The following is a 25,214-nucleotide window of genomic DNA, read 5'->3' on the forward strand; positions in this document are numbered from 1 at the left end:
AGGGATCCCACCACGCCATTCTGGGTGTTTGGAGCTTATGCCCCTCCCGCCTTCATTGATAATTGTCGATGTTCCGATCATGACAGATAATATCGATGAGTGTCAATACCCCAAGGGATCAGCCGATTATCATGAGCCATCCCGCGAGAGCCGCGAGGGTGATGACAAGGACGGGGATCGTCAACACGATTCCTGTGCGGAAGTACTGACCCCAGCCGATGTGGATGCCTTTGCGGTCGAGTACGTGCAGCCAGAGCAGGGTGGCGAGGCTGCCGATCGGCGTGATCTTCGGGCCAAGGTCGGAGCCGATGACATTGGCGTAGATCATCGCCTCCTGGGTGAGCCCGGTCGCTCCGGCCGAGCCGATGGCCAGGGCGGCGATGAGTACCGTCGGCATGTTGTTCATCAGCGAGGCCAGCACCGCGACGATCATGCCCACACCGAGCGCCGAGACCAGCACGCCGTTCTCGCCGATGCCCGCGAAGACGCCGGCCAGCCGGTCGGTGAGCCCCTGGTTCCGCAGCCCATAGACGACTAGGTACATGCCGATCGAGAACAGCACGATCTGCCACGGGGCTTCCCTGAGGACCTTCGTGACGGAGATACGCTGGCCGGAGATCCGCTGGGCGGTGGCTACACCTCCCGTGTTCATGTCCCCGGCCGCGTCGATGCCGGCGTCCGCCGCGTTGCGGAAATCACCAAGAGGGTGGTGGACTTGCGCAGTCGGGCCTGCGGTGGCACCTTCCGCCGGCGTGCGACGGAAGAGAAAGGCGGGCTGGCGGGATGCGACGATCATCAACACGAGGGCGCCGAGACCGGCGACGGCCGATAGTGGTATGTGTAGTGGTTCGGCGGCGAAGTACCCGACCAACAGCACAGCCAGTACGACCCAGCCTGCCTTGAAGGTTAACGCGTCGCGGACGGCGGACCGGGGAGCGGCCAGGACGGACACGTCGTAGCGACGAGGGATCGCCTTGCGGAAGAAGAGCAGCATCACCGCCAGGCTGGCGGCGACGGCGACGACGCCGACGGGCACCATGACAGCGGCGTAGCGGGCGAAGCCGATATCGAAGAAGTCCGCGGTGACGATGTTGACCAGGTTCGATACGACGAGCGGCAAGCTGCCGGCATCGGCGATGAAGCCGCAGGCGATGACGAAGGCGAGCGAGGCCTTGGCGGGAAACTTGAGGGCGAGCAGCATCTGGATCACGATCGGCGTCAGGATCAGGGCCGCACCGTCATTGGCGAAGACCGCGGCAATCACCGCGCCCAGCAGCACGATCAGCGTGAAGAGCAAGCGACCGTTACCCCGCCCCCAGCGGGCCACGTGCAGGGCGGCCCATTCGAAGAAACCCGACTCGTCGAGGATCAGCGAGATGATCACAATTGCGACGAATGCGAACGTCGCGTTCCAGACGATGCTCCACACAGTCGGGATGTCCGAGAAACTGACGACGGTCGTGATGAGGGCGAGCACCGCGCCGCCGAGCGCGGACCAGCCGATGCCAAGGCCCTTGGGTTGCCATATGACGAGCGTCAATGTGGCGAGGAAGATCAAGATAGCGACCACGGTCATGGGCGTCTGGGCTCCTTAGGGCACGGGAATGGGGGGTGCAGCGACGATCATTGATCGACTTGTGTCAATGAATGTTACATTGACGCAAGTCGATGTATCAACTCGTGAGTTCGCGAACTGTCGATCTGGCCGGGCTCCCGACGCCGATAAGCGTTGCGGACGCAGTTCCGCACCAGTCGCCGTAGCCGACGAAGTACAGACCCGGGACATCCGCTGAAGCGACGGGCAGGTCTGCCCGCGTCGCCGGCACTCCGTGCCGGCATGTGAGATGCAGCCCCGTCAGGTCCGGCAGGTCTGGCCGGAAGCCCGTGCACCAGATGATGGCGTCGATGTACTCCGATGCGCCGTTTGACCAGATGACACCGTTGGGTGTCATCTGTGTGAACATCTCACGTGGCTGGAGGCGTCCTTGATCCCGTGCTGCCTTGACCGGCGGGACAACAACGATGTCACCCAGTTCCGCCAATCCCCGGCCGCCGTGTTCAATCTGAGCAGTCGCAAGTTCGAACAACGCTCGACCATCAACATCGTCGGGCAGGTACCTGGGTGCACGCCTGGTCATCCAGGTGACGTGGGCCACAGCGGAGACGTCAGCAGCAATTTGTGCGCCACTGTTTCCCCCGCCCACGACCAACACCCGCATTCCTGCAAAGGATTCGGAACCGCGGTAGTCGCTTGTGTGAAGCTGGCGTCCGACGAAACCGGTCATGCCGGGAACGGCCGGTACGTAGGGCTTGCCCCAGGTACCGGTGGCCATGACTACCGACGAGATCGTTCGAATTCCTCTACTGCTGGCAACCGTGAAGAAACCGCCTTTCTTCTGGATTACCGAGTGCACCTTTTCCGGACGAGACACGGGGAGGCCGTATCGCTGTTCATAGCCGGCCAGATAGGACACGACGTGTTCCGCCGGGGGGGGTGCCTGGGCCGCCCCACGGGGGCATCTGCTGGCCCGGCAGAGAACTCGATGCGGCTGGTGAGAACAACCGAAGGCTGTCCCAACCATTGATCCACGCTCCGCCGGGTTCGTCGCGATCGTCGAGGATCACGAAAGACGGTGCCCGTGCCGCGCGACCGCGATCAACCTCTCCTTGGGCGCGGGCGAGATAGTAACCGAGGGCAAGGCCGGACTGGCCGCCGCCGACGACGATGACGTCAACGTGCTCCCGGTCAGTCGCCACCGTCACGGGCGTGCCGTCCGCAGCCGGTCCCAGTTCTGCGCTGCCACCTGGATGGCATCCCACGGAGACCCAAGGGGAGGCGTGTAGCTGAGATCGAGATCGTTGATCTCGTCGACGGTCAGACCGGCAAAAAGTGCGGCTGCAAAAACATCGATTCGCTTGGACACCTCCGCGGACCGGTGACCGACGATTTGCGCTCCCAGCAGTCGCCCTGAGGCCCGGTCGCCCGTGACAGAGATGGACAGCGGGACAGCTCCCGGGTAATAGGCCTTGTGATCATCGGGCATCGCCACTGCTGAGAACGTCGCCGCGCCAGTGAAAGCAGCGGCATCAGCGTCACGAAGCCCTGTGCGGGCAGCGACAAGATCGAAAACTTTCACGACTTGCGTACCGACAGAGCCCGCAAAACGACGTTCTCCGCCAAGGGCATTCTCGCCTGCTACCCGGCCCTGCTTGTGGGCGGTCGTCCCGAGGGGCAGCCACGTCTGCCCCAGGATGCGGTGATGAGTGACAGCGCAGTCTCCCGCCGCGAACACATGCGGAACTCCCGTTCTCATGCCCTCGTCGACGACGACGGCACCCTGAGCACCAAGCCGTGCGCCCGCGAGGACTGCAAGATCTGCCACGGGTTCCACACCCAAGCAGACGACAACGAGTTTGAACGGGTCCGTGAGCAGGTCGAGAGCAGCATCGGGCCCCTCGGCGAGGACGGTCCATCCCGAAGGATGCTCTTCGATTTTATGCACGGTCGTTTTGGTCGCGACGGCGACCCCGTGCGCACGCAGTTCTGCGGTGACGAGGGAGCCGAGACCGGCATCCAGCGCGCTCAGCACCTCAGCGCCCCGCTGGACCAGCGTCACCTCCATGCCCTGCGCCACGAGGGCGTCGGCCATTTCCAGTCCGATGTAACCGGCACCAATGACAGCTACCCGTGCGCCGGGGTTCAGGGCCTGGACGGCTTTGACAACAACCTCGGCATCTTTCATCGTGTGGAGTGGGTGGACGCCAGGACGTCCCGCGCTAAGCCCGGCCGGGACTTTAGGACGAGCGCCCGTGCCGATGATCAGTTCGTCATACGAAACCGAGCGGGATGCGCCTTCATGGAGAACATGAACCCGTCGACCTGCGACATCGATACCCACCGCCCGGGTACTGGTCATCAGTTGAATGCCGGCGGCCTCGAGATCCCCTGTGGACCGGTGCGCCAGTGCCCCTTGCGAGGCCACATCCCCGGAAACCCAGTAAGGGATTCCGCAGATAGAGTAGTTCGGAAACTCATCGGCAAGTATGACCGTAACATCTGCAGACGGGTCTAATTCGCGGGCGCGCAAGGCAGCAGCGATGCCAGCATCACTTCCACCGACGGCGAGCAGGTGAGTCATCTCAATTTTCCTTCTCTTCGAATACGCTCACTATATCGACAGGTGTCGATCAAGCCAACTCTGACTCGTGCCACCGAAGCTCCTGCATACAACTCGACGGCACAACGGATGATGACCAGCGACCGACGCGGACGTTGTGGCCTCGTCCCTCAAGGTGACTGGCCTCATAGACAACCCCGCCACGGCGCACCCCAAATGGCTGGGCAAACAGCCGAAATCCCGAATTGACACCCATAGGAGCATCATGAGCACGAAGCCCATGACCGGCACCCCGTACAGGACGCCGAAGGCTTCCATCGCCCGGGCCAGGGTCCCGGACACCGCAAGGTGGGCGTTCCCGCCCAGAAGGGTTCGCTGCGGTAATGGACTGGCCGAGCGGCCCCAGCACGATCCACAGGGTGGGAACCGCCGCGGCGGCCCCCGATCTTGTGCCCTGCCAGCCGGTTCCAGATCAGGGTGGTGATGATGATGGAGGCCAGCACGCTCAGGCCGAACATCGCGTAGCAGCCCGTCAGCAGGGTCATCCGTGCTTGTCCGGCCGGGATGTAGGGCAGCAGCAGGGCTCCGGTGGAGGCAGAGACCATCGGCGGGACCACGGGCATCAGCCAACCGCCGAACGCGCTGTCCTGTGTGACCTCGTGCCGGGTGAACTGCAGGTACGGGACGGCGACGGCGCTAGCCAGGCCCAGCACGGTCCCGGCGGTCCACAGCACCGCATCGATGCCGAGCGCCAGTTATTCACCCAGGATGTCTTTGCCCAGCAGCAGGGTCCCGGCCCCGACGGTGAGCAGTGCCATGGGCGGTGCGCCGTAGAAGTGCGCCATCACCGGATGGCTGTGGTGGCTTGTGGCGGTCTCTCGGTGCCGGACCCAGTGCACCCCGGTTGCGGCGATGAGCAGGAGCAGCAGCAAGGAGGCCAGTGCCCAGATGATGGTAGCGCCGGTGCGCAGACCGGGCAACTGCAGGGGCAGCGTTGCGGCAGACCCTGTACCGGCACGTGTCACCGACCGGGGAACTGCGACCCGACGGTGAAAAGCTCCTTTCCCGTTAGCCAAGCCCTGCCCCTGTCGGTGCCATCGTGGGATGTCTGCAAATGTGCGGCATGATGAGGATCATGACCATTATTGGGTCTGTGCTGCTGTTCGTCCTGGTGGCAGTCGCGCAGATTGGCGGCGCATGGATGGTGTGCCAGGCCGTTCGGGAGAGTCGCGCCTGGTGGTGGTCCGGGATCGGAATTATTGCCTTGGGTTTGTACGGCTTCGTTGCAACCCTGCAGCCCGACGCGCACTTCGGAAGGATCCTCGCTGCGTACGGTGGAGTGTTCGTTGCGGGGTCGCTGGCGTGGGGAATGGCCTTCGACGGGTTCCGGCCCAACCGTTGGGACGTCATCGGGGCGCTGATCTATGTCGCGGGCGTGGCCGTACGGGCCAGAATTCAGACGTGGCTGAAGAAGCACGGCGCCCGCTCCTTCATCTGCCGTCGCCGCAGCAGCGATGAAGGCAGCGAAGTCCCGCCACACCACCGGCGCAGCATCTCGGAGAGATGATCGTCGCCGCCCTCAGCCCGCGCCGGTGGTAGTGCGGGACGCCCGCGGCGGCAGGAGCGCCGTCATGTGCGCCAGCCCTGGCTAGGGGTTTCGACGTTGTGTAGAATTGGGGGATAATCTTTCGTGGGTCGGCATCATGCCGGCTCCCGGAGAGCGCAGGGAGGGAACGATGACGGCACGCGGAGTGCGCTTTGTGCGCGGCTGGGCCGCGGCCGTCGCGGCGACCTGCATCGCGGCCTTCTCCCATGTGCTTTCCGGCGGCCCTGCCCCTGAAACATCTGTTCTGCTGTTGTCCCTGGCACTGTCGGGGCTGGTCTGCACTGCCCTGGCAGGCCGGGTGCTGTCCCTGTGGCGGCTGTCGGCCGCTATCGTCTTCAGCCAGGGCTTGTTCCACGGGCTGTTCAGCCTGGGATCCGCTTCGTCTGCCGCCGGGACCGCTGTTCCCGCGGCATCGCACACCGGGCACGCCGCCCACACGGTGGCTGCAGTGTCCGTTTCCGGGCTGCCCGGGACCGGGACCATGGTGATGGATCATGCCTCGCCGCTGATGTGGGCCGGGCATGCGCTGGCGGCCCTGGCCACGTTCGCGGTTCTGCGGCACGGCGAAGTCTCGGCGGTGCGTCTGATCGCGGCGCTTCACCTGCGGGTGGTTATTTTCCTCCCGGTCTTCCTGCCGCTGGCCGTTGAATCCGGCGCACCGGTCATTCCCGCGGATTGGCCGGTCAGGCCGCTGCGCAATCTGGGCGCCTCGTTGTTGGTCATGCGCCACAGAGGACCGCCGCTGCTTCCTGTCGTGTCCTAGGCGCAGCGCGCCTTCACCCCCATGAAGCCCCGCCGGGCCCCTTCGCGGGCAGCGGGGCGGGAAGCAGCCATGGCAAGACATTCCTTGCATTCTTTTTCATGGCGGAACCCTGGACGACGCGGATCTTTCCTGTTTGCCGTCGTGTTGCTGTGCCTTGCCTTGGGCTTGGCCAGCGCACCGGCAGCGTCCGCGCATGACCAGTTGGTTTCGTCGACCCCAGCCACCGGTGAACGCCTGGCCGGGGCGCCATCGAGCGTTGCATTGAAATTCACTGCACCGCTGCTGACTCTCGGCCACGAAATCCGTGTTGTCGATGCCGCATCGAAAAACTGGGTCCAGGGCGATGCTGTCCTGGCCCGGGAAACCCTGACCCAGCCACTCGCCCCAGGCTTGCCCGAGGGCGAGTATCAGGTCCGGTGGCGGGTGGTCTCCGGCGATGGACACCCCATCAGCGGCAGCTATTCATTCCTCGTCGGCCCCGGCGCGCAGGCAGGTACCGTTCCGGCTCCCGGCTCGGAGACCGGTCCCGTGACCAGTGCAGTTCCGGATGCCGCCGCAGCTGCGGCGGCACCAGTGCTTCCTGGCTGGCTGATCGCCGCGGGAATCGGATTCGCGGCCGGGCTCGGTCTCTACCTGGCTTACCTGGCTGTTCGGCGCCTCCGGCGCACCACCACCACTGACAACTAAGCACCACAGACAACGACCTTTCCCCTGCCCGGACCGCCTCGGTAACCGGCAGGGCCCCCTTCAGGAGCGTCATCATGACTAGAAAACTCATTTACCCAGTTCTGTCCGTTCTCGCCGCCGCGTCGCTGGCCCTGACCGGCTGCGGGCAGGCCGGCACCTCGCCGGCCCCCTCACAGTCCGCATCGCCTAGCCAGTCCACGGCCGCCCTGACGGTCAGCGACCCGTGGGTCAAGGCCGCAGCGTCCGGGATGTCGGCTGCGTTCGGAACCATCAGGAACACCACGGACAAGGACGTCACCATCGTCAGCGCCTTCACCCCGGCCTCCCCGATGGTCGAACTCCATGAAACGGTGATGGGCGCCAACGGGTCGATGCAGATGAAGCCAAAAAAGGGCGGCTTCGTGATCCCGGCCAAGGGCGAACTCAAACTCGAACCCGGCGCGAACCACATCATGCTGATGGGCCTTTCCAAGCCGGTCCAAGCCGGGGACGAGATCACCTTTGACCTCAAACTCTCGGACGGCAACACCGTGAGTTTCACCGCCCAGGGCAAGGACTTCACCGGCGCCAACGAGAACTACAGCGGAGAGCAGACCCCGGCGCCCTCTTCGTCGCCCTCGAAGTAATGGCCCAGGAAAACCCCACGAGCGAACCGCAAACACCGGACCGGCGAGCACCGGTACCGGAAACGGCCGCGACGGATGCGGTGGGCCAGGCAGGCGGGGCAGGCGGTTTGGGGCGGCGGCACCTGCTCTTCGGCGGCGCGGCCGCCGGGCTCGGCGCCATCGCAGCTGCCGGAGCGCAGATCGCCAGTACTGGCACCCGGCGGGCAGCCCCGGCACCGGCACGGGAGGAAAGATCCAATGGTGCCGGGACGGTCCCGTTCCACGGGGATCGGCAGTCCGGAATCAGCACGTCTCCGCAGGCACACGGCGTGTTCGTGGCGTTGGACCTGCGCCCAGGAATCACGCCGGTACGGGTCAGGGCCCTGTTGAAGCTGCTCAGCGATGACGCGGCGAACCTGACCCAAGGCATACCGGCGCTGGCGGACACGGAAGCCGAACTGGCGTTCCGCCCTGCCCGGCTGACCGTGACATTCGGCTTCGGGCCCGGCCTGATGAAGGTCATCGCCCCGGGCCGGGCCCCGTCCTGGCTCAAACCCCTGCCGGCGTTTTCGATCGACCGGCTGGTGCCGGAGTTCACCGGCGGGGATTTGCTGTTGCAGATAGGCGCGGACGATCCGCTGACCGTGGCCCATGCGCAGCGGATGCTGCTCAAGGACAGCCGGAGCTTCACCACACTTCGGTGGGTGCAGTCCGGGTTCCGCCGCGCCTACGGCACGGAGCAGTCCAGAACAACCATGCGGAACCTCTTCGGCCAGGTCGACGGGACCTCCAACCCGTCCCCGGGAACGGAGGCTTTCGAACGGGTCGTCTTCGGCGATGACCGGATACCGGCTTGGGCCGCGCACGGGACCTCTCTGGTGATACGCCGGATCAGCATGAACTTGGACAAATGGGACGCGCTCGACCGCTCCGGGCGGGAAGATTCGGTGGGAAGGAAACTCTCCAACGGCGCCCCGCTGACCGGGACGGCCGAACATGACGAACCGGACTTCAACGCCGTGAACCCCGTAGGGTTCCCCGTTATTGCGGACTTCGCCCACCTGCGCCGGGCGCGCCCGGAGGATCAGTCCCAGCGGATCTTCCGGCGCGGCTTCAACTACGACGCCGCCCCCGGCACCGGAAGCGTCTCCGACTCCGGGCTGATCTTCGCCTCGTACCAGGCCGACGTCGACCGGCAGTTCGTGCCGATCCAGCGCCGCCTGGACGAACTGGACCTGCTGAACCAATGGACCACCCCGGTCGGTTCCGCCGTTTTCGCCATCCCACCCGGGTGCGGACCCGGCGGCTTCATCGGCGACCACCTCTTCACCTGACTCCACCAGAGAACAGCACCACACGAGGGCAACCGCCTCCGCACCGGCCCTCACACCCGCCTTCCGGGGACCGGTGCCCGGTGACGCCTGCCCGCACCCACATCACCCTCTTCGTGAGGGCCCCACAGCCGGAACGAAGCATTCTTTGAGGAAAACTTCAAAACTATCTGGGCGCGCGACCGGCTTGATCATAAATGCCAGTGACCGCGGCTGCCGGGTATGCGGCGGTTTCTAGGGGTCGTTGCAACACCTCTGGTGGCTAGGTAGTTATCAGTAGATCACGCAGGCGCTGGGCCGGGGTATCCCAGCCGAGCGTTTTGCGTGGTCGGGCATTGAGCTCCTGGGCAACATGCTCGAGGTCTTCCGGGCCGTAGGCGGTCAGGTCGGTGCCTTTGGGGAAGTACTGGCGCAGCCCATTGGTGTTCTCGTTGGAGCCGCGCTGCCAAGGGCTGCCCGGGTCGCAGAAGTAGACGTCCATGTCGGTGGCCATGGTGAAGGATTTGTGGGCGGCCATTTCGGCGCCCTGGTCCCAGGTCAGGGAGCCGCGAAAATGCTCTGGCAGGCTGCCCATGGTCTTTACGAGCCCGTCACGGACCGACTCTGCGGTGTCGTCAACGGGCAGATGGACGAGCATCACGTAGCGGGTGGTGCGCTCGACGAGGGTGCCGATCGCTGACTGGTTCAGCGTCCCGGTGATGAGGTCCCCTTCCCAATGGCCGGGGACGGCCCGGTCCTCGATCTCGGGCGGACGCTCGGAAATCATGACCATCGGGTCCACGAACCGGGACTGACGTGCCTCGCCGGATTTGTGGGCCTTGCGGCGGGTCCGCCCGGTCCGGAGCGCGGCGGCGACCTCGCGGCGCAGTCCGCCCCTGCCCTGGACATAGAGGGCCTGGTAGATCGTTTCGTGGGTCACGCGCATCTCCTGATCGTGGGGAAATTCCTTGATCAAAGTGTTGCTGATCTGCTCGGGAGACAGACGCACGAGCAGTTTGGCCTCGACGTATTCCCGCAGCCGGGGCAAGGTCAGCAGCTTCCGGTCTTTGGGCCGGGGCCGGCGGGCGGCAGCAGCCCGTTGCGCCGCATAAGGCTGATAGCCCAGGTTCTGGCTGCTGTTGCGGGAGAGCTCGCGGCTGATGGTCGAGGGCGACCTGCCCAGTAAGGACGCGATCGCCCGCTGCGAGGTGCCGGCGGCGGACATGTCCCGGATCTTCTCCCGCTCCTGCACGGACAGGTACCGCGGGTCGACGGGTCTCTCCAGCGCCGAGAGCAGGACCGGCGGGAGTCGTCATGGTGGTCACACCACGTTTGTAGTCGACAACCCGTCCATCCGGGTAAATGCGTCGGCCATTGGACTTCCGGATTCCGCAGTCCCAGTCCTTGGCGGTCCTGGTATGAACCCCCAGCGTCTTGGCTGCCTCTCGCCGGCTCACCCCGGTTTTACGCAGCCGGAGGAACACCTCACGCCGCCCATGCCCTGGGCGCTTGCTCGCGATGCCGGCCTTCGCGGCCCATTGATAACACGTATTCACGTTCAGCCCCAGCTCCCCAGCAGCCGCCGCCACGCTGCCGACGCGGTCCAGCACGGCGAAGAACCGGTCCTTCTGCTCCGGCGCGTATTTCCTGTTGCCAGCCGGTCGTTTCCGGGCGTTCCCAAGCGGAACGCCGGCCTTGCGGGTCCACTGATAGCAGGTCATCCGATTGAGCCCGAGCTCAGCGGCGGCAGCAGTAACGCTGCCGACACGGTCGAGCACTCCGAAGAACTGATCCTTCTGCTCCGGCGTGTACTTCCTCCTGCTGGACGTTTCTTTCGCTAGAGACGACACGGTCGTTGCAACTCCCAAAAATTCTGAGTGTTGCAACGACTGCTAGAACCCAAGTGCCCTGAGGCCCTGCCATGTTCCGATGTCCGGAAAACGAGGACCGGCAGTGCCCGTCCGCTGATCAGGGCCTCGGCAACCCGTCCTTCCAGATGCCTGGCGATCCATGCGAGAGCTCTAGGCCGGCGCCTACGATGACCATTGGCGCGCCAATGCTGTCCGCCAGCCGTTCAATAGCGCTGGCAACATCACCGTTCAGCACGCGGAAGGAGTACGCTTCCCCCGGCTGTCCGGGGAGGGCCTTCAAGCGCTGCAGCAGTTGTTCGGAGGGGGCGGCGCGCGGGGTGGGGTACTGGTCGATGAGTTCGCCGCCGGTGGGCAGCGCACGGCTACCCGGCAGCAACCCGTGGAGGATGGGCTGGGGGCGTTGAAGTGGCGGTGGTTAGGCTGCGAGCACGCGCGGCGCGAGGTCGATAATTCGGGAGGAGATGTCTTTAAAAGGCGTTCTCGAACGCCTCGTCCGTGCTTAGGGGCAGTGGATCCGCCACTGACCAGTGGAGGTCGCCCAGTCCGGTCAACTCTTCGTGGGCTCTATCGCATACGGTCCCCAGCAGGTCCCCTTCCCCCGCCACCTGATCCAACTTGCGTGGCGGAATATCCTCAAGGTCCACCCCGTGACGGCGGGCGACCTCGATGATACCTGGTGCGATGCGGGCTGCGGTCCCGCGGACGCCGATGGGATATCGCTGACCTGCCTCCAGAGGGCGGCGGCCAGCTGGGACCGGGCACTGTTCTGCTGGAGACGGACAGTATGCGGCGCGCCGCGTGGTTGACCCCCGGTACCAGGCCAAGCAAGGCACCAGGGGCAAGCTGGAGATAGCTGCGTCGCCTATCCGCTTCTGTGCGGCGGCGGGTTACCGGCTCTGCTTCTTCCAGGACACGTAGGTGGTGGGACAGTAAATTTGACGGCATCCCCAGCTCGCCCTGCAGCTCCGTTGGGGAATAATCCCCCAAGGTCAGGAGGTCAATGATGTGCAGCCGGGCCGGATCGGCTAGAGCCCCATGCTTGGCTACCCAGGGTCCCCAGGCTGAAAGTTGGTTCAATGCTCATTGGTACAATGCTGGGTGATGTAATTCTTTAGGTCAAGCTGAGGAGTGATGCCCCCGGCAGCTGGTGACAATGTAAGAGCCGACGAAGACCGCGTCGGCCAAGCCTCGAGGCCGCCCGGTCGAGGGGCGCCATGATAACTCCCGATTGGCAGACCGACGCTGAGGGCGACGTAGGTACGGCGGGGGCTGATTCTGGGCGTGCCCGCTGCATTTGAATGCACACCGGCTATTTAGTTCCTGCGACGCATTCGTCGACAGAGTCACCCCAACGACCTGACAACAGGACCGCAAGCAAGGAGAACACCATGCACACCGAAACTCCCACCACCGAGGACCGGCTGCGCACCATGCTGGAGAACATCAGGACGGCAACTGCCAACACGCGCCAGGCGATGGATTCTCCGGGCGACGAGAACTGGGTACAGGACGGCGAGTCGGATGCCGAGTACCTGCGGGTGATCCAGCGGGACACGATCGCCAAGCTCGACGCCACCGCCCGGGACATCGAAGCACTGCTGGCCAAGCGCCTGGACGGCTAATTGGACACGACAGAGCCCCCGCCGCACGAGCGCCGGCGGGGGCTCTGTCCGTGTCAGGCAGGCAGGGAGCTGAGGGCGGTCAGGGCCGACAACTTCTCTTCACCAGTGGGCTCTGCGGGCAGCAGCGGAATGAGGGCGAACCGGTCCGTCAGGGTGTGCACCTTCGTGATCTGTTCGATTTCGCTCGCGGCGCGGGCCCGCAGGAACGGCGTCTGCGGGTGTGCGGCGGCGATCGAGTTGTTGATGACCCAGGCCCACGGGTAGATGCCGGCCCGTTCCAGGTCAGCCTTCAACTCTTCGGCTTCCAGCACCGGTGTTGTTTCGGCCAACGTGACGAGAACAACCTTGGTCTGCGCCGGGTCCTGCAGCCGCATCAGGGGCGTCACGAATCCCATGGTGTCGCCGACCTGGCGGGCAATCTCCCGGTGGTAGGAGCCGGTGGCGTCCAGGAGCAGTAGGGTGTGGCCGGTTGGTGCGGTGTCTATCACCACGAAGTGTCGGCGGGATTCCTGGACCACCTTGGAGAACTGCCGGAACACAGCCACCTCGTCGGTGCAGGGGGACAGCAGGTCTTCAGCAAGGGCCGCGCGTCCTTCATCGTCCAGGCTCCGGCCTTTGGTCTCCATCACATGGCTTCGATACTCCTGAATGGCCCCTTCCGGGTCGATGCGCGAAACCGTCAGGCCCGGGATGGAACCGTGGAGTGTTTCGGTGAGGTGTGCCGCCGGATCGGTCGTGGTGAGGTGCACGGCATGCCCGCGTTTGGCCAGGGCGACCGCGATGGCGGCAGCGACGGTGGTCTTCCCGACCCCGCCCTTGCCCATGCACATGACGAGGCCGTGGCCGTCGAGCTCCAGTTCGTTCACCAGGGCAGTCAGCGGGGCGCCCTCAATCTCGGGGACCAGGGCGGCGTCATCAGTGATTTCGGCGCCGGAAGTGGCCGCGAACAGGGACTCAAGCGCGGGAATGCCGACCATGTTGCCTGGTTTCAGATCCAGGACATCGCGGGGCAGACCGGCGACCGCCTCGGGGATGGCCGCGATGGCCGCCGTTTCACGGGCACGCAGTGCCTGCGCCAGTTCCTCGTCCCCTGCGGCTTCCGGGAGGACGCCGTTGATGACGACGTATCCTCCCCCGATCCCAATCTGGTTGAGTTCCAGATACGTCCGCTCAATTTCGCTCAGTGACGATGTCTGCGCGCGGGCGACCAGGACGAGCCGGGTCCTCGCCGGGTCCGTGAGGGCCTGGACTGCTTTGGCGTACACCTGCTTGTGCTTCTCGAGTCCCGAGAGAGGGCCCAGGCAGGAGGGGTCTCCCTTGCCGGCCTCAAGAAAATCCGTCCAGGAGCCCGGCAGCTGCAGCAGACGGATCGTGTGGCCTGTCGGGGCGGTATCGAAAACGATGTGGTCATACTCCCAGTAGGAGCTGTCGTCGGCGAGCAGGTTGGTGAACTCATCGAAGGAAGCGATCTCCGTGGTGCAGGAACCTGAGAGGCTCTCGGCGATGCCGGCCAGTTCCGTCTCCGGCAGGAGCCCGCGGACGGGCGCGATGATCCGTTCACGGTAGGCCTCGGCGGCCTGCTCCGGGTCGATCTCCAGTGCGGAGAGGCCCGGCACATCCTGTATGGGCGTGACTGTATTTCCGATAGTCACGCCGAAGACCTGTCCGACGTTCGAGGCGGGGTCGGTGCTGACCAGGAGCACCTGCTTGCCGGCTTTTGCCAGGACCAGGGCGGTCGCGCAGGCTACAGAGGTCTTGCCAACGCCGCCCTTGCCGGTGAAGAACAGGAAGCGGGGTGCATCAGAGAGGAATTTGGGTTCGTTCATGCTCAGCAGCACCCGGACGGGCTGCCCGCGATGGACTTTTCAGTGTTCTTCGAAGACGGGCCACAGCACCCGGAAGACGTCTCCGAACCGTCCGACGAGGGATCACAGCAGACTTCCCCACTGTTTTCCGGACGGCACGTGATGTCACACGTTGCACCATCCGCCGAGAGATCTTCTTGGATCGACGTACCGGGACCCTCAAGTCCGGCGAAACTGACCAGCTGTTCCCGGCTCGGGTACGTGCCGGTTGCCACTGTCACTCCGTCCACGACGGTCAGGGGGAGCCCTTTGGACCCGACGGCGTGCATATAGCCGCGGACGACATCGTCCCCGGCGAAGGCGGTCGGGTCACTCGCTAAATTGAGGCGCGCAATGTCTGCACCGAGGCCCTGAAGGTGACGCACGTCGGCGGTCACATCCACCAAGGACTGGTCCACGTCGGGGCCGCACACACCGGTGTCACAGCAGAGAGCGGATTCGTAGATTCGGATAGCAGGCATGTGGTTCTCCTTGACATTCATGGCGGTTCGATTCGATACCGAAACACAGAGCGACACTCATTCAGGCCGTTGTCCCGGCGGGGACTTAGCCAGCGTGAATGCGACTCCCCATTTATGGTATCGACATTCATCGATGCATGGAAGGGGGCGACGAGACTCACCAATAGTGCTTGCGAAACGGGGTTGAAACGCTCGCGAAATCATGGGCCGCTCCGGGCGCGGCGGTGACGATGAGGGATGGACCTGTCGATGGCAACGCGTAGGGAAGTCACAAAGAAGTACGCCGCCGATTATGCGAAGTCGTCGAAGAACGCCAAGGGGCTGATTCTGGACGAGCTTGTGGCTGTTACGGGGTGGTCCCGGGCGAACGCACGCCAAGCACTGTCCACGGCGCGGAAGCGGAAAGGCCCGACGAAAGCGGTGGTGCGGAAGCCGCGGGGACGGACGTACGGCTATGACACCCTGAAGGTCCTGATCAGTGTGTGGCGGCTCGCCGGGATGCCCTCCGGTATGTATTTGGCGGCGACCATGGACCTGTGGCTGCCCAGGCTTCAGACCTTCGGGGAACTCGACACGAAGCGGCTGACGCCAGCAGTGGGCGCGCAGCTGATGTTGGTCTCCGGGGCCACGATCGACCGGCTCCTCAAGCCCACCAGGGACGCAGCCAGACCCAAGGGCTTGTCCGCGACGAAGGCCGGGCCGCTGCTGCGCAACTCGATCACGGTCCGCAAAGCCGGGGAAGAACACGAACAAGCCCGGGGTTTATCGAAGCTGACATAGTCGTCCACTGCGGCCCCACTCTGGCCGGGGAATTCGCCAGAACCCTGACGGCCACGGACGTGTTCACCGGCTGGACGGAGAACCTCGCGGTCCGCAACGGCGCGCACAAATGGGTGCTCGCAGCCATGGACGAGATCGTGGCCCGGCTGCCATTTCCCCTGGTCGGCCTGGACACCGACAACGGAGGGGAATTCATCAACTACGCCCTGATCAAATGGGCTGACGAGAAGGACATCTACTTCACCCGGGCCCGGCCGTACAAGTCCAACGACAACGCCCACGTCGAGCAGAAAAACGGCGACGTGGTCCGCCGGCACGCCTTCCACTACCGCTACGACACCGCCGCTGAGCTGAAGCTGCTCAACGCCCTCTACGCCCTCGTCCGGGTCCGCCTGAACCTCTTCACCGCCACCACGAAAGCCGTCGGTTGGCACTCGAATAAGCACGGGAAGAAGACCCGCATCTATGACAAGCCACGGACCCCATACCAACGAGTCACGACTCCGGAATCCTCACCGAAACCAAAGCCGCTGAACTCGCCGACCTGATGGACGCCACGAACCCGGCCGATCTCGCCCGCGGCATCACCACCATCCAGAGCCAACTGATCGCCCTCGCCGCAGCGAAAACACGGGCATTGGAAGCATCAGCCACGCGATCAGAAATAGCTGAGGCACGCACCACACTTTCGCGAGCATCTTGACATGAGTCGCTACGGGAGGCCGGAGACCTGCAGCCTGCCGGTGAAAGTAAAGGCCCATTTTCCGGGACGGGCCTCCCTGCGTCGCGGCCCGGCGCTCTTGCTCGCCCTGACTCCAGGCGAGCAGAGGCCATGGCTGGCCATGCCTCGGCATGAAAGGGTCAGGCGACGCTTGGGCCCAGGGCGTTGGCGATGGCGCGGATGGCCTCTGGGACGACCCTGTAGTGCACGCTCATCCCGCGGCGTTCCTTGGTCAGAAGACCGTTGGCCTCGAGTTTCTTCAGATGATGGCTGACCGTTGGCTCGGACAATCTGACGACCGGCGCAAGATCACAGGTGCAGGCCTCCTGATCCGGCTGCGCCAGCAGATAGTCGATGAGTTGAAGGCGCACGGGATCGGCAAGGGCCTTGAGGCGCACGGCGAAGGCAACAGCGTCGCCGGGATCGAGACGCGGGGCGCTTCCCAGTGGCGGGCACGAGATCGGCAAGGGGTCATCCAGTACCGGGAGAGTCTTGGGCATGGATCAATCCTCCCAGAGATTTGACATATATCAAAGAGGTCGTCATGCTACGTATTAGATGAACGTCGAATATTTCGGATCAACGGAAACGGAGCAGGCGATGACTGTTGCTGAGCGGGTACCGACCAGCACCCGGGGCCGGGTCGGCGCACTGGCCGCCGCCGCCGGTCTGTGGGCCCTGTTGTACTGGGTCAATGAGCGGCTTTGGGACGTCATCCTCTACGACCTCGTGGGGCTTGATCCGGCGAACCGAATCACCGAAACCGTCCATTTCTTCATCTATGACACCCTGAAGATTCTGCTGCTCCTGGCCGGGATCATCTTCGTGGTCACGGTGCTGCGGTCCTTCATGAGCGTCGAGCGCACCCGCGCCCTGCTGGGCGGCAGGCGCGAGGGCGTGGGGAATATCCTCGCGGCGGGCTTGGGTGTGATCACCCCGTTCTGTTCCTGCAGTGCCGTGCCCGCGTTCATCGGGTTCGTCGCCGCGGGGGTTCCCCTCGGGGTCACGATGAGCTTCCTCATCGCCAGTCCGCTGGTGAACGAAATCGCCATCGGGCTCCTGCTGTCCCTGTTCGGCTGGCAGATCACCGCGCTGTATGTCGTCTCCGGGCTGGTCATTGCCGTGGTGGCGGGCTGGATCATCGGCCGACTCGGGGCCGAACGCTGGATCGAGCCGTTCGTCTTCGACGTCAAGCTCGGCGGTAAGACCATCGATCCATCCCTCGGACTGACCTTCGGAGAACGTATCCAGATGGGGGTCGAGGAGGTTCGGTCCATTATCAGCAAGATCTGGATCTACCTGCTCGTCGGCATCGGGCTCGGGGCCCTCATCCACGGATGGGCGCCGGCTGACTTCTTCGCCACCTATGCCGGACCCGGCAACGGTTTCGGCGTCCTGATCGCTGTCCTGATCGGCATCCCGCTGTACTCCAATGCAGCCGGCATCATGCCGATGGTCCAGGCCCTCTATGAAAAGGGCCTCCCCATGGGCACGCTGCTGGCCTTCATGATGGCCGTCGTCGCCCTGTCACTGCCCGAAATGATCCTCCTGCGCCGGGTCCTCAAACTCCCCCTGCTGGCAATCTTCGTCACCGTCACCGGTGCCGGGATCGTCGGCGTCGGTTACCTCTTCAACTTCATCCTCGCAAGATAACCCCGCAACACAAGCCTGCAACATAACCTCCGGAAGGAATCACCTCGTGATCATCAAAGTCCTCGGCCCCGGCTGCACCAACTGCAAGACCCTCGAACGCGTCACCAAAGAGGCCATCAAAGACCTCGGCCTCGACGCCACCATCGAAAAAGTCGAAGATTACGCCGCGATCGCCGGATACGGCGTCATGGGCACCCCCGCCCTGGTCGTCAATGAGGAAGTCCTCATCTCCGGCCGGGTCCCCACCCCGATACAGCTGCGCGAACTGCTCAGCGCAGCAACCGCGGCAAGCTGACCCCTGCCCCGGGGGTCAGCCTGCCGCCTTCAAGGCTTGTCCGGATCCCCGGAAACCCAACGCACCGCCGTCACCGACGACGGGCAAGCTGAGAGCTATGGAGGATGATGACCGTATGGCAAAGACCGTAATTTTCCTGTTCCACGACGACAACGCTTCACTGGACGCAGGTTCCCACGTCGCTGAGAGGGTCCGGCAGGTCGCCGGCGGCCAGGGCGTGGAACTGGAGGTGTTCTGCTTCGGTCCGGCGCAGGCCGCCCTCACCGAAAACAGCAGCGACCCGGTCCGTGCAGGCTACCGCGAGCAGATTGATGCCCTGGTTACCGCCGGCGTCACCGTCCACGCGTGCCTGAACGCGGCGAACGCCGCCGGCACGGCCGAAGCGCTCACCACGCGGGGACTGAGCCTGGAGTTCGCCCGTGATGCCTTCGTCCGCTACGCGCTCGAAGGCGCGGCAGTGATCAGCTTCTGACATGACCGAAACGAACAACGGCGGGGACCAGAACCCGGCCGGCGAACAGCCCGCGGATCCGCGGTGGGACGTCCCGTCCTGGCTGGCGGAAGCGGCGGACCTGCCCCGGTTCCAGGTCCTGGACACCAGGTCCGCGCAGGGCCGGATCGAAACACGGACCAAAACAGTCAGCGTCGCGGACCTGATCCTCTTCCACGGCCATGCCTGCGACGGACTGCTCCGCGGAGCCTATGCCTTTGCCGCATTGGCCTCGACAGCATTCCCGGACGGGGTCTTTGACCGCACCAACCTCGTTGTTGTCTCCAAAAACAGCCCCTGCCTGGGCGACATCGCCGCCTACCTGACCGGAGGCCGGGCCCGGCACGGCACGCATCTGCTGGATAACTCCTTCGGGGTGCAGTTCGTGGTCAGGGAAATCTCCACAGGAACCACCTGGGAAGTGCGGGAAGAACCCGGATTCTTCCCGCCGCTGATCGTTCGCTGGGACGCCGCCCTCCTCGATGACTCACTCACCGACAGCGGAACACTCAGCCCGGCCGACAAAGCCGAACTCGTAGCAGTCAACGAGGCCGTCCAATGGAATTGGGTGCGCACCGTGCTGCTGCCCAGCCGCCCCGCCGAGCATTACACCGTCCGGGAACTCCCCGATGCCCGGCTTCCGGCACCCCTCGCGGAGGCCCGGCGCACCGACGTCGTCAACCGTGATGTTCTCCCGCCGGCCAGGTTTCACAGTCCCTACGAGACGGGATTCGATGCGCCGAAACCCAAAGTTCCCGTGGATCTACCCGAAGCCTGGGCTTCAAGATACTTGCATGGACCGCCGCCCCGGCCATCTTCCCCAACGACCCCGAAGGAACCCTGATGCGAACGCCACCCACGACATACCGGGTCCACGGGCACGGTGCGGCAGGCCGGAAAGCGTCCATCCAGGCCGGCAACCAGAGGATCCCGATCGATGCCAGCTGGGGCGCTGACCAGCCGTCCGGGCTGCCCGGCCCGGCTGAACTGCTCGCCGCGGCCTTCACTGCCTGCTTGCTGAAGAATCTGGAACGCTCCGGCGCGATGATGCCCTTCAGTTACCAGAGCGCCGAGATCGACGTCCAGGCCCGCCGCCAGGACAGTCCGCCGAAATTCGTCGGGATCGAGTACGAAATCCGCATCGTCACCAGCGAAAGCCCGCGCCGCCTCGAGCTCCTGCACCGCAACCTCAGCCAGTACGGCACCGTGTACAACACTCTCGCCGCCGTCTGCGACGTCCACGGCACCATCGTCGCGGTAGCCCCCGGGAACTGACGGTCCGCTCCGGGTGCCTGGCAGCGGAATCTCAGGCCATCGCCCGCGCCGCCATGACGCCGGCATAGTCTCCCTCGGGCCTTATGGCCCTGCCGGATGCCGGCGGCCCCGGAGCCGTCGTAAATCCCCTTCTGGTTCGAAGCCCGAGAACGGTCGCCTGCGATGCCGGATCCAAAGTTCACAAAGCCCTGGCACGGGGTTCCGCGCAAAAAGATCGCGCGGAACCCCACCGTCAATCTCAATGCGTGTATCGGATGCCGCACCTGTGTCACCGGGTGCCGCAGCCTGGTCTACCGTTACGACAACGACGAGCAGAAAGCTGTTGTCGCAGACCCGTTGAACTGCATGGTGGGCTGCACGACCTGCGCGAACACCTGCCCGGTGAACGCGATCACGTTCCCCCGCTGGCCTCGGTGCTGGATCTTGAGCACCGCCCCGAGGTCCATCACGTCATCGAAGATGATCTGCTGGCCCGCCGCGAACAACTGGAATGGCACGACGTGCTTCCCCATCCGGAGCGCCGCATCCGCCTGACGGTGAGGAGCATTGAAGATGCCGGCACCCGGACCCGGCTCGCCCGTTACATTTATTCCGTCCCCGAGGGCCGGGGATTTGGTCGCTGGACCTGGTATGACTTTCTTGCCCTGTCACTGATGATCCGGGGGGTGTTGTCGCCAGGTTCGGAGACACGCGTTGACTGCTGATAGGGACACGGCCGGCTCCTTCCGAGGGGCGAGGTCTCTTTGTAACGTGGGTGCCAGCATCGGGTGTCATGACTGCGGCCATGAGTTGGTGCAAAGGAGCGCCGAATGGACGAAGGGTACGAGGTTTACTGCGGGCTTGATGTCGGTAAGTCTGAGCATCACGCCGCGGCGTTGAATGCGGTCGGCGAACGGTTTTTCGACAAGCCGTTGCCGCAGGACGAGACGCTACTGCGCGAGCTGTTCACTGGGCTGCAGCAGCACGGCAGGGTGCTGGTCATCGTCGACCAGCCCAAACACCATCGGCGCGCTGCCAATAGCGGTGGCGCGGGACTGCGGGTGCACCGTTGCCTACCTGCCGGGCCTGGCGATGCGCAAAGCCGCTGACCTGTACCCGGGAAAGTCTAAAACGGACGCCCGGGACGCGTTCATCATCGCCGAGACGGCACGTACCATGCCGCACACGCTACGGGGCGTCGACCGGGACAGCGAGGTACTTGCGGCGCTGAAAGTGCTCTCCGGATCCGACGCTGATCTGACCCATGAATGCACCAGGGCAATCAACCGTTTGCGGTCCCTGCTGCTCCAGATTTTCCCCGCCTTGGAGCGCGTCTTCCCGGGGACCGTGCTGACCCGCGGCCTGGTCCTGGAGCTGTTCATCAAGTACTCCGGACCGACTGGACTACGGACCGCAGGCCGAGGCAACGTGCTGCGGTGGGCCAGGAGCCACAGCCGGAAAGACCCCGTGAACCTGGTTGACGCGATCTTCACGGCGCTGGGCGAGCAGACCGTCACAGTCATTGGCACCCAAGCCGTTGAACTGGTCATTCCCCGCGTCGCGGCGCAAATCAAGGAGCTCAAACACCAGCGCGCCATCGTGGCCGAAGAAGTCGAAAAACTCCTTGATGACTTCCCTCTTTCCCAGGTCTTGATGTCCATGCCAGGAGTCGGCATCAAGACCGCAGCGACGATACTCCTGACCATCGGCGATGCCGGCACCTTCACCTCTGCCGGGCACCTCGCTGCCTACGCAGGCATCGCCCCTGTCACACGGCGCTCCGGCACCTCGATACGCGGTGAATTCCCCGCACGATCAGGAAACAAGCAACTCAAGAACGCCCTGTTCAGATCCGCCTGGATCGCCAGCTGCCACCACCCCGCATCGAAGGCTTACTACCAAAAGAAACGGGCACAGGGGAAGAAGCACAACGCCGCCGTCATCTGCCTGGCCCGCCGGCGCTGCGACGTCATCTACTCCATGCTCAAACACGGAACCTTCTACGAGGACAAACCCGCCCTGGCCGCTTGACCAAAAGCATAGGGACACCCCCCTTGATGACACCCGGGCTCGCACTCAACCTGTGCCAGCCCATCCAACTGATCAGGGGCAACCGCGAAGCGGACGACTTCTACGACCTCGAGGACATCGGCTCCTGGACCCGGACCTCACCGGACTTTCATGCCGCCCTGGCCATCGAGAACAACGACACACCGATGGATGCCCCCGTCGGGGTCCGCACCGTCACGGGCCGGATCGACCAGGCCATCGCCGGACTCAGCGATATGCAGGAATCTGACGTATACCTTGCCGGTGCTCCCGCGATGATCTCCGCCGCCTCGCGGCGCTGGACCGCGCCGGCATCCCACGGGGACGCGTTCATGTCGACAGCTTCGGCGGTTGACATGCAGCGCTGCCCCGGCTGCAAGTACGCCCAGCCGGTTCCTGTGGTGTTGTTGGCCTCCTCTGGCTCAGGCCTGCTGTCGGTGGTGCGGAGATGACATCCGGGAACGTTGGGGACAGGGTCGTCGAGGGAGGGGTGTCGGCGCCGCAGTCCCACGGCCATGCGACCGCCGCGAATTCCGGCCTCACCAGTGCCAGGGCCCAGGAGCTGCTCAGCGGTGTGGAGCCCAACTTGATCAGCGACAACGAACCTGCGACATGGCAAATCCTCGTGCACCACCTCTGGGCCTCCGTGACCTGGGGTACCCGTAAGCCCCCCGCGCTACCTGCCCGACGAGATCGACGGACATGCTCTGTTCCGGATCGCCCACGCCCGTGCCATCGCCCGCGGCGAGCCCACCCCCGGAGCGGTGGCCTCCTTCGGTGACATCGTCGCGGTCCCGCCGGTCCGGAAAGCCGGACTCCTGACGGCCCTGCCCATGTTCCCGTCGCTGACCCCGGGCGGTGTCCGGTGGGAGGACGGGCGCCGGCAGGAGGCCGACGCCGTCATCTGGTGCACCGGATTCCGGCCTGACCTGAAGTACCTGGACCCGCTGGGGCTGATCCTGCAGGACGGTGTACCGGCAACCACCGCCCGCCTGACCACCCGCTCGGCCGATGTTCCCGGGCTGTATTTCCTCGGCTACGGAGACTGGTGCGGACCGGCCTCCGCCACCCTCATCGGCGTCATGGCCCGGGCCGCCGTCACCGACGCAAACCGGCAGCTTTGCCGAAACACCGGCAAGCTGCCGGCCGACAGCCGACGCGACCCATAACCGCAGCCAGAAGGCAACGCCACGCTGGTATCAGTCGGAGCCGGCCTGATCGTATGTCCGAAGTCGCAATCGGACTTGAGTCCGTGAGGTACGCCAGCCTGTGGTCGCGCCGTTCGGTACAATCCGAATGGCGCAATTGATCATTGGAGTCCCGGCGGGAGCAGCACCATGAGCTGAACCCTGAAGGCGTCATGACATGGCTGACAAACGTCAAGGCCGGCCGCATGGCAAGGAGCGGTCCGGGATCGAATGACGGAGGTCGCGGGGCGGTTTATAAGTTGATCATGTGTCCCGTGAGCCCGTGGAAGCACTCCTGCATGGCCTCGCTAAGGGTCGGGTGTGTGTGGATGTTGCGGGCGAGTTCCGTGGCGGTCAGGTCCCATTTCTGGGCAAGGGTCAGTTCTGGCAGCAGTTCGGAGACGTCGGGTCCGATGAGGTGAGCACCGAGCAGTTCCCCGTGTTCGGCTTCGGCGACGAGTTTGACGAATCCCGTGGTGTCGCCGAGCCCGTGTGCCTTGCCATTGGCGCTGAAGGGGAAGGTGCCGATCGTGACGTCGTGGCCCTCATCGCGTGCTTGTTGTTCGGTCAGGCCGAAGCTGGCTACCTGGGGCTGGCAGAAGGTGGCGCGAGGCATCATCCGGTAGTCACCGAAGGTCATGGTTTCCGCTCCGGCGATGCTCTCCGCCGCGACGACGCCCTGCGCTTCGGCGACGTGCGCGAGTTGGAGTTTGGCTGTCACGTCGCCGATTGCGTAGATGTGCGGGATGTTCGTGCGCATGAAGTCATCGATCGCGACCGCCCCGCGGTCCGTGAGCTCCACGCCCGTGTTTTCCAGGCCGAAGCCTGTGGTCATCGGCGCGAATCCGATCGACATCAGTACCCGGTCCGCTTCGATACTTCCGGGGGCGCCGTCGCTCCCGGTGTAGGTGATGGTGACGGCAGCGCCATGGTCGGTCACCGTTTCGACCTTTGTCGAGGTGAGGATCTTCACGCCCAGCTTCTTGTACTGTTTGGCGATTTCCTTGGAGATGTCCGCGTCCTCGTTGGGAAGGGCCCGGTCGAGAAACTCGATGATGGTTACTTCCACGCCGTAGTTCCGCAGGACGTAGGCGAATTCCATTCCGATGGCGCCGGCCCCGACAATCACGATCGACCGGGGCAAGGTGCGGTCCAGGATCTGGCGCTCGTAGGTGACGACGTTGTCGCTGAGTTCGACTCCGGGCAGCAGCCGCACAGTCGACCCAGTGGCGATGATGGCGTTCTCGAAAGTAATGGTTGTCGTTTCCCCGGAGTTGAGGGTCACCGCAAGGGTGTGTCCGTCGACGAAGGAGCCCCGCCCGTCGTATTCAGTGATCTTGTTCTTCTTCATCAGGAAGTGGACGCCTCTGGCGCGCCCGTCGGCGACTTCGCGGCTGCGGTCGACGGCCGCGCCGAAGTCGAAGGTGACTTCCCCGGAGATACCAAATGTTTTCGCCTGGGTGTGGAAAATGTGGGCGAGTTCTGCGTTGCGCAGCAAAGCCTTGGACGGGATGCAACCAATGTTCAGGCACACCCCGCCCCAGTACTTTTCTTCCACGACAGCGACGGACAATCCGAGCTGGGCGGCGCGGATGGCCGCGACGTAGCCACCAGGGCCGCCGCCGAGACACACGACATCAAAGTGCTCGCTCATGGTGACAGCTCTCCCCAAAGTGGCCGGCACGTGGTGGCGAGCAGGAAAGTCAGGGCCCGGCCATGGGATTTCATGCCTGCTTCTTGGTCTTGGTAGGTGCGGTGGTGATGTAGCTGCCTGCCTGGCTGTCACAGCTGACGTCCAGGTCCAGATGGACGGTGACCGTGTCCTGGTGTCCGACGTTCTCGATCTGGATGGTCTGGGTGGTGTTCATGCGGGGTTC

At 64.5% G+C, this 25,214-nt stretch carries 24 protein-coding genes and 6 pseudogenes; 18 read left to right on the forward strand and 12 right to left on the reverse strand.

Annotated elements, in window-relative coordinates; translation table 11 throughout:
• Positions 1-118: 118 nt before the first annotated feature.
• The 4 genes and pseudogenes from AC4BCK_RS21220 to AC4BCK_RS21235 form a co-directional block, all read right to left on the reverse strand.
• Positions 119-1,576, reverse strand: coding sequence for an arsenic transporter (locus tag AC4BCK_RS21220; protein WP_490567063.1), 1,458 nt, complete (start codon positions 1,574-1,576; stop codon positions 119-121).
• A 97-nt stretch (positions 1,577-1,673) separates the two neighbouring features.
• Positions 1,674-2,474 carry an NAD(P)-binding domain-containing protein gene (locus AC4BCK_RS21225; RefSeq protein ID WP_490567064.1) on the reverse strand — a complete coding sequence of 267 codons (801 nt, stop codon included), beginning with the start codon at positions 2,472-2,474 and terminating at the stop codon, positions 1,674-1,676.
• Positions 2,475-2,759: 285 nt separating this feature from the next.
• Complete coding sequence (locus tag AC4BCK_RS21230; protein WP_490567077.1) at positions 2,760-4,145, reverse strand: FAD-dependent oxidoreductase; 1,386 nt, start codon at positions 4,143-4,145, stop codon at positions 2,760-2,762.
• A gap of 236 nt (positions 4,146-4,381) precedes the next feature.
• A pseudogene (locus AC4BCK_RS21235) lies at positions 4,382-5,143 on the reverse strand (SLAC1 family transporter).
• On the opposite strand from AC4BCK_RS21235, the pseudogene AC4BCK_RS21240 reads away from it, so the two are divergent.
• The 6 genes and pseudogenes from AC4BCK_RS21240 to AC4BCK_RS21265 form a co-directional block, all read left to right on the forward strand.
• Positions 5,116-5,190, forward strand: a pseudogene (locus tag AC4BCK_RS21240) (recombinase family protein); the annotation flags it as partial. The pseudogenes AC4BCK_RS21235 and AC4BCK_RS21240 overlap by 28 nt on opposite strands.
• A gap of 63 nt (positions 5,191-5,253) precedes the next feature.
• Positions 5,254-5,562: pseudogene (locus tag AC4BCK_RS21245) on the forward strand (YnfA family protein); the annotation flags it as partial.
• A gap of 292 nt (positions 5,563-5,854) precedes the next feature.
• The gene (locus AC4BCK_RS21250) at positions 5,855-6,487 is read left to right on the forward strand and encodes a hypothetical protein (RefSeq protein WP_490567065.1); all 633 of its coding nucleotides are present in this window, start codon (positions 5,855-5,857) and stop codon (positions 6,485-6,487) included.
• Between the two features lie 261 nt (positions 6,488-6,748).
• Positions 6,749-7,174: a copper resistance CopC family protein gene (locus tag AC4BCK_RS21255; protein ID WP_490567066.1), complete on the forward strand. Its 426-nt coding sequence runs from the start codon at positions 6,749-6,751 to the stop codon at positions 7,172-7,174.
• Positions 7,175-7,248: 74 nt separating this feature from the next.
• Positions 7,249-7,800 (forward strand): copper chaperone PCu(A)C, encoded by a 552-nt coding sequence (locus AC4BCK_RS21260; protein ID WP_490567067.1) that lies wholly within the window; start codon positions 7,249-7,251, stop codon positions 7,798-7,800.
• A complete protein-coding gene (locus tag AC4BCK_RS21265) occupies positions 7,800-9,113 on the forward strand; it encodes a Dyp-type peroxidase (RefSeq protein WP_490567068.1) in 1,314 nt (437 codons plus the stop codon). The genes AC4BCK_RS21260 and AC4BCK_RS21265 overlap by 1 nt, the downstream gene beginning before the upstream one ends.
• 259 nt (positions 9,114-9,372) lie before the next feature.
• On the opposite strand, the pseudogene AC4BCK_RS21270 reads toward AC4BCK_RS21265, so the two are convergent.
• The 3 genes and pseudogenes from AC4BCK_RS21270 to AC4BCK_RS21280 form a co-directional block, all read right to left on the reverse strand.
• Positions 9,373-10,546: pseudogene (locus AC4BCK_RS21270) on the reverse strand (IS30 family transposase).
• Between the two features lie 511 nt (positions 10,547-11,057).
• Positions 11,058-11,336 (reverse strand): hypothetical protein, encoded by a 279-nt coding sequence (locus tag AC4BCK_RS21275; RefSeq protein WP_490567069.1) that lies wholly within the window; start codon positions 11,334-11,336, stop codon positions 11,058-11,060.
• A gap of 39 nt (positions 11,337-11,375) precedes the next feature.
• Positions 11,376-12,037, reverse strand: a pseudogene (locus tag AC4BCK_RS21280) (ArsR family transcriptional regulator).
• A 311-nt stretch (positions 12,038-12,348) separates the two neighbouring features.
• Between AC4BCK_RS21280 and AC4BCK_RS21285 the strand changes: the two are divergent.
• Positions 12,349-12,582 (forward strand): hypothetical protein, encoded by a 234-nt coding sequence (locus AC4BCK_RS21285; RefSeq protein WP_490567070.1) that lies wholly within the window; start codon positions 12,349-12,351, stop codon positions 12,580-12,582.
• Positions 12,583-12,635: 53 nt separating this feature from the next.
• On the opposite strand, the gene arsA is transcribed toward AC4BCK_RS21285, so the two are convergent.
• Both arsA and arsD read right to left on the reverse strand, forming a co-directional pair.
• On the reverse strand, positions 12,636-14,408 hold the full coding sequence (arsA, locus tag AC4BCK_RS21290) for an arsenical pump-driving ATPase (protein WP_490567071.1): 1,773 nt from the start codon (positions 14,406-14,408) through the stop codon (positions 12,636-12,638).
• A gap of 2 nt (positions 14,409-14,410) precedes the next feature.
• The gene (arsD, locus tag AC4BCK_RS21295; protein WP_490567072.1) at positions 14,411-14,929 is read right to left on the reverse strand and encodes an arsenite efflux transporter metallochaperone ArsD; all 519 of its coding nucleotides are present in this window, start codon (positions 14,927-14,929) and stop codon (positions 14,411-14,413) included.
• A 228-nt stretch (positions 14,930-15,157) separates the two neighbouring features.
• Here arsD and AC4BCK_RS21300 point away from each other — a divergent pair, with 228 nt between their 5' ends.
• Positions 15,158-15,688, forward strand: coding sequence for a hypothetical protein (locus AC4BCK_RS21300; RefSeq protein ID WP_490567086.1), 531 nt, complete (start codon positions 15,158-15,160; stop codon positions 15,686-15,688).
• Positions 15,689-15,708: 20 nt separating this feature from the next.
• Positions 15,709-16,236: an integrase catalytic domain-containing protein gene (locus AC4BCK_RS21305; protein ID WP_490567078.1), complete on the forward strand. Its 528-nt coding sequence runs from the start codon at positions 15,709-15,711 to the stop codon at positions 16,234-16,236.
• A 313-nt stretch (positions 16,237-16,549) separates the two neighbouring features.
• Here the strand turns inward: AC4BCK_RS21305 and AC4BCK_RS21310 are convergent, their stop codons facing one another.
• Positions 16,550-16,909 (reverse strand): metalloregulator ArsR/SmtB family transcription factor, encoded by a 360-nt coding sequence (locus AC4BCK_RS21310; protein WP_490567073.1) that lies wholly within the window; start codon positions 16,907-16,909, stop codon positions 16,550-16,552.
• A 100-nt stretch (positions 16,910-17,009) separates the two neighbouring features.
• Here AC4BCK_RS21310 and AC4BCK_RS21315 point away from each other — a divergent pair, with 100 nt between their 5' ends.
• The 9 genes and pseudogenes from AC4BCK_RS21315 to AC4BCK_RS21355 all read left to right on the forward strand — a co-directional run bounded on the left by AC4BCK_RS21315 (position 17,010) and on the right by AC4BCK_RS21355 (position 23,319).
• Positions 17,010-18,062, forward strand: coding sequence for a permease (locus tag AC4BCK_RS21315; protein WP_490567079.1), 1,053 nt, complete (start codon positions 17,010-17,012; stop codon positions 18,060-18,062).
• A gap of 46 nt (positions 18,063-18,108) precedes the next feature.
• The gene (locus AC4BCK_RS21320; RefSeq protein WP_490567074.1) at positions 18,109-18,357 is read left to right on the forward strand and encodes a thioredoxin family protein; all 249 of its coding nucleotides are present in this window, start codon (positions 18,109-18,111) and stop codon (positions 18,355-18,357) included.
• A gap of 115 nt (positions 18,358-18,472) precedes the next feature.
• Positions 18,473-18,829 (forward strand): DsrE family protein, encoded by a 357-nt coding sequence (locus tag AC4BCK_RS21325; RefSeq protein WP_490567075.1) that lies wholly within the window; start codon positions 18,473-18,475, stop codon positions 18,827-18,829.
• A gap of 1 nt (position 18,830) precedes the next feature.
• Positions 18,831-19,691 (forward strand): formylmethanofuran dehydrogenase subunit E family protein, encoded by an 861-nt coding sequence (locus AC4BCK_RS21330; protein WP_490566943.1) that lies wholly within the window; start codon positions 18,831-18,833, stop codon positions 19,689-19,691.
• Positions 19,691-20,122 (forward strand): OsmC family protein, encoded by a 432-nt coding sequence (locus tag AC4BCK_RS21335; protein WP_490566944.1) that lies wholly within the window; start codon positions 19,691-19,693, stop codon positions 20,120-20,122. The genes AC4BCK_RS21330 and AC4BCK_RS21335 overlap by 1 nt, the downstream gene beginning before the upstream one ends.
• A gap of 162 nt (positions 20,123-20,284) precedes the next feature.
• Positions 20,285-20,656, forward strand: coding sequence for a 4Fe-4S dicluster domain-containing protein (locus AC4BCK_RS21340; RefSeq protein ID WP_490566945.1), 372 nt, complete (start codon positions 20,285-20,287; stop codon positions 20,654-20,656).
• 275 nt (positions 20,657-20,931) lie between these two features.
• Positions 20,932-22,132, forward strand: a pseudogene (locus AC4BCK_RS21345) (IS110 family RNA-guided transposase).
• A 26-nt stretch (positions 22,133-22,158) separates the two neighbouring features.
• Positions 22,159-22,602 (forward strand): ferredoxin reductase domain-containing protein, encoded by a 444-nt coding sequence (locus AC4BCK_RS21350; RefSeq protein WP_490566946.1) that lies wholly within the window; start codon positions 22,159-22,161, stop codon positions 22,600-22,602.
• Between the two features lie 312 nt (positions 22,603-22,914).
• On the forward strand, positions 22,915-23,319 hold the full coding sequence (locus AC4BCK_RS21355) for a hypothetical protein (RefSeq protein WP_490566947.1): 405 nt from the start codon (positions 22,915-22,917) through the stop codon (positions 23,317-23,319).
• 271 nt (positions 23,320-23,590) lie between these two features.
• Here AC4BCK_RS21355 and lpdA read toward each other — a convergent pair whose 3' ends face one another.
• Together lpdA and AC4BCK_RS21365 are read right to left on the reverse strand one after the other, a co-directional pair.
• Complete coding sequence (lpdA, locus tag AC4BCK_RS21360) at positions 23,591-24,991, reverse strand: dihydrolipoyl dehydrogenase (RefSeq protein ID WP_490566948.1); 1,401 nt, start codon at positions 24,989-24,991, stop codon at positions 23,591-23,593.
• Between the two features lie 70 nt (positions 24,992-25,061).
• A complete protein-coding gene (locus tag AC4BCK_RS21365; protein ID WP_490566949.1) occupies positions 25,062-25,205 on the reverse strand; it encodes a hypothetical protein in 144 nt (47 codons plus the stop codon).
• Between the last annotated feature and the right edge of the window lie 9 nt (positions 25,206-25,214).

The sequence above is a fragment of the Pseudarthrobacter sp. As-47 genome, assembly GCF_058215595.1.

Bases quoted from the DNA above. Each gene is read 5' to 3' on its own strand.
- AC4BCK_RS21220 (WP_490567063.1), bottom strand. From the start codon at position 1,576: ATGACCGTGGTCGCTATCTTGATCTTCCTCGCCACATTGACGCTCGTC.
- AC4BCK_RS21250 (WP_490567065.1), top strand. From the start codon at position 5,855: ATGACGGCACGCGGAGTGCGCTTTGTGCGCGGCTGGGCCGCGGCCGTC.
- AC4BCK_RS21260 (WP_490567067.1), top strand. From the start codon at position 7,249: ATGACTAGAAAACTCATTTACCCAGTTCTGTCCGTTCTCGCCGCCGCG.
- AC4BCK_RS21265 (WP_490567068.1), top strand. From the start codon at position 7,800: ATGGCCCAGGAAAACCCCACGAGCGAACCGCAAACACCGGACCGGCGA.
- AC4BCK_RS21285 (WP_490567070.1), top strand. From the start codon at position 12,349: ATGCACACCGAAACTCCCACCACCGAGGACCGGCTGCGCACCATGCTG.
- arsA (WP_490567071.1), bottom strand. From the start codon at position 14,408: ATGAACGAACCCAAATTCCTCTCTGATGCACCCCGCTTCCTGTTCTTC.
- arsD (WP_490567072.1), bottom strand. From the start codon at position 14,929: ATGAATGTCAAGGAGAACCACATGCCTGCTATCCGAATCTACGAATCC.
- AC4BCK_RS21300 (WP_490567086.1), top strand. From the start codon at position 15,158: ATGGCAACGCGTAGGGAAGTCACAAAGAAGTACGCCGCCGATTATGCG.
- AC4BCK_RS21310 (WP_490567073.1), bottom strand. From the start codon at position 16,909: ATGCCCAAGACTCTCCCGGTACTGGATGACCCCTTGCCGATCTCGTGC.
- AC4BCK_RS21315 (WP_490567079.1), top strand. From the start codon at position 17,010: ATGACTGTTGCTGAGCGGGTACCGACCAGCACCCGGGGCCGGGTCGGC.
- AC4BCK_RS21325 (WP_490567075.1), top strand. From the start codon at position 18,473: ATGGCAAAGACCGTAATTTTCCTGTTCCACGACGACAACGCTTCACTG.
- AC4BCK_RS21330 (WP_490566943.1), top strand. From the start codon at position 18,831: ATGACCGAAACGAACAACGGCGGGGACCAGAACCCGGCCGGCGAACAG.
- AC4BCK_RS21335 (WP_490566944.1), top strand. From the start codon at position 19,691: ATGCGAACGCCACCCACGACATACCGGGTCCACGGGCACGGTGCGGCA.
- AC4BCK_RS21340 (WP_490566945.1), top strand. From the start codon at position 20,285: ATGCCGGATCCAAAGTTCACAAAGCCCTGGCACGGGGTTCCGCGCAAA.
- AC4BCK_RS21350 (WP_490566946.1), top strand. From the start codon at position 22,159: ATGACACCCGGGCTCGCACTCAACCTGTGCCAGCCCATCCAACTGATC.
- lpdA (WP_490566948.1), bottom strand. From the start codon at position 24,991: ATGAGCGAGCACTTTGATGTCGTGTGTCTCGGCGGCGGCCCTGGTGGC.
- AC4BCK_RS21365 (WP_490566949.1), bottom strand. From the start codon at position 25,205: ATGAACACCACCCAGACCATCCAGATCGAGAACGTCGGACACCAGGAC.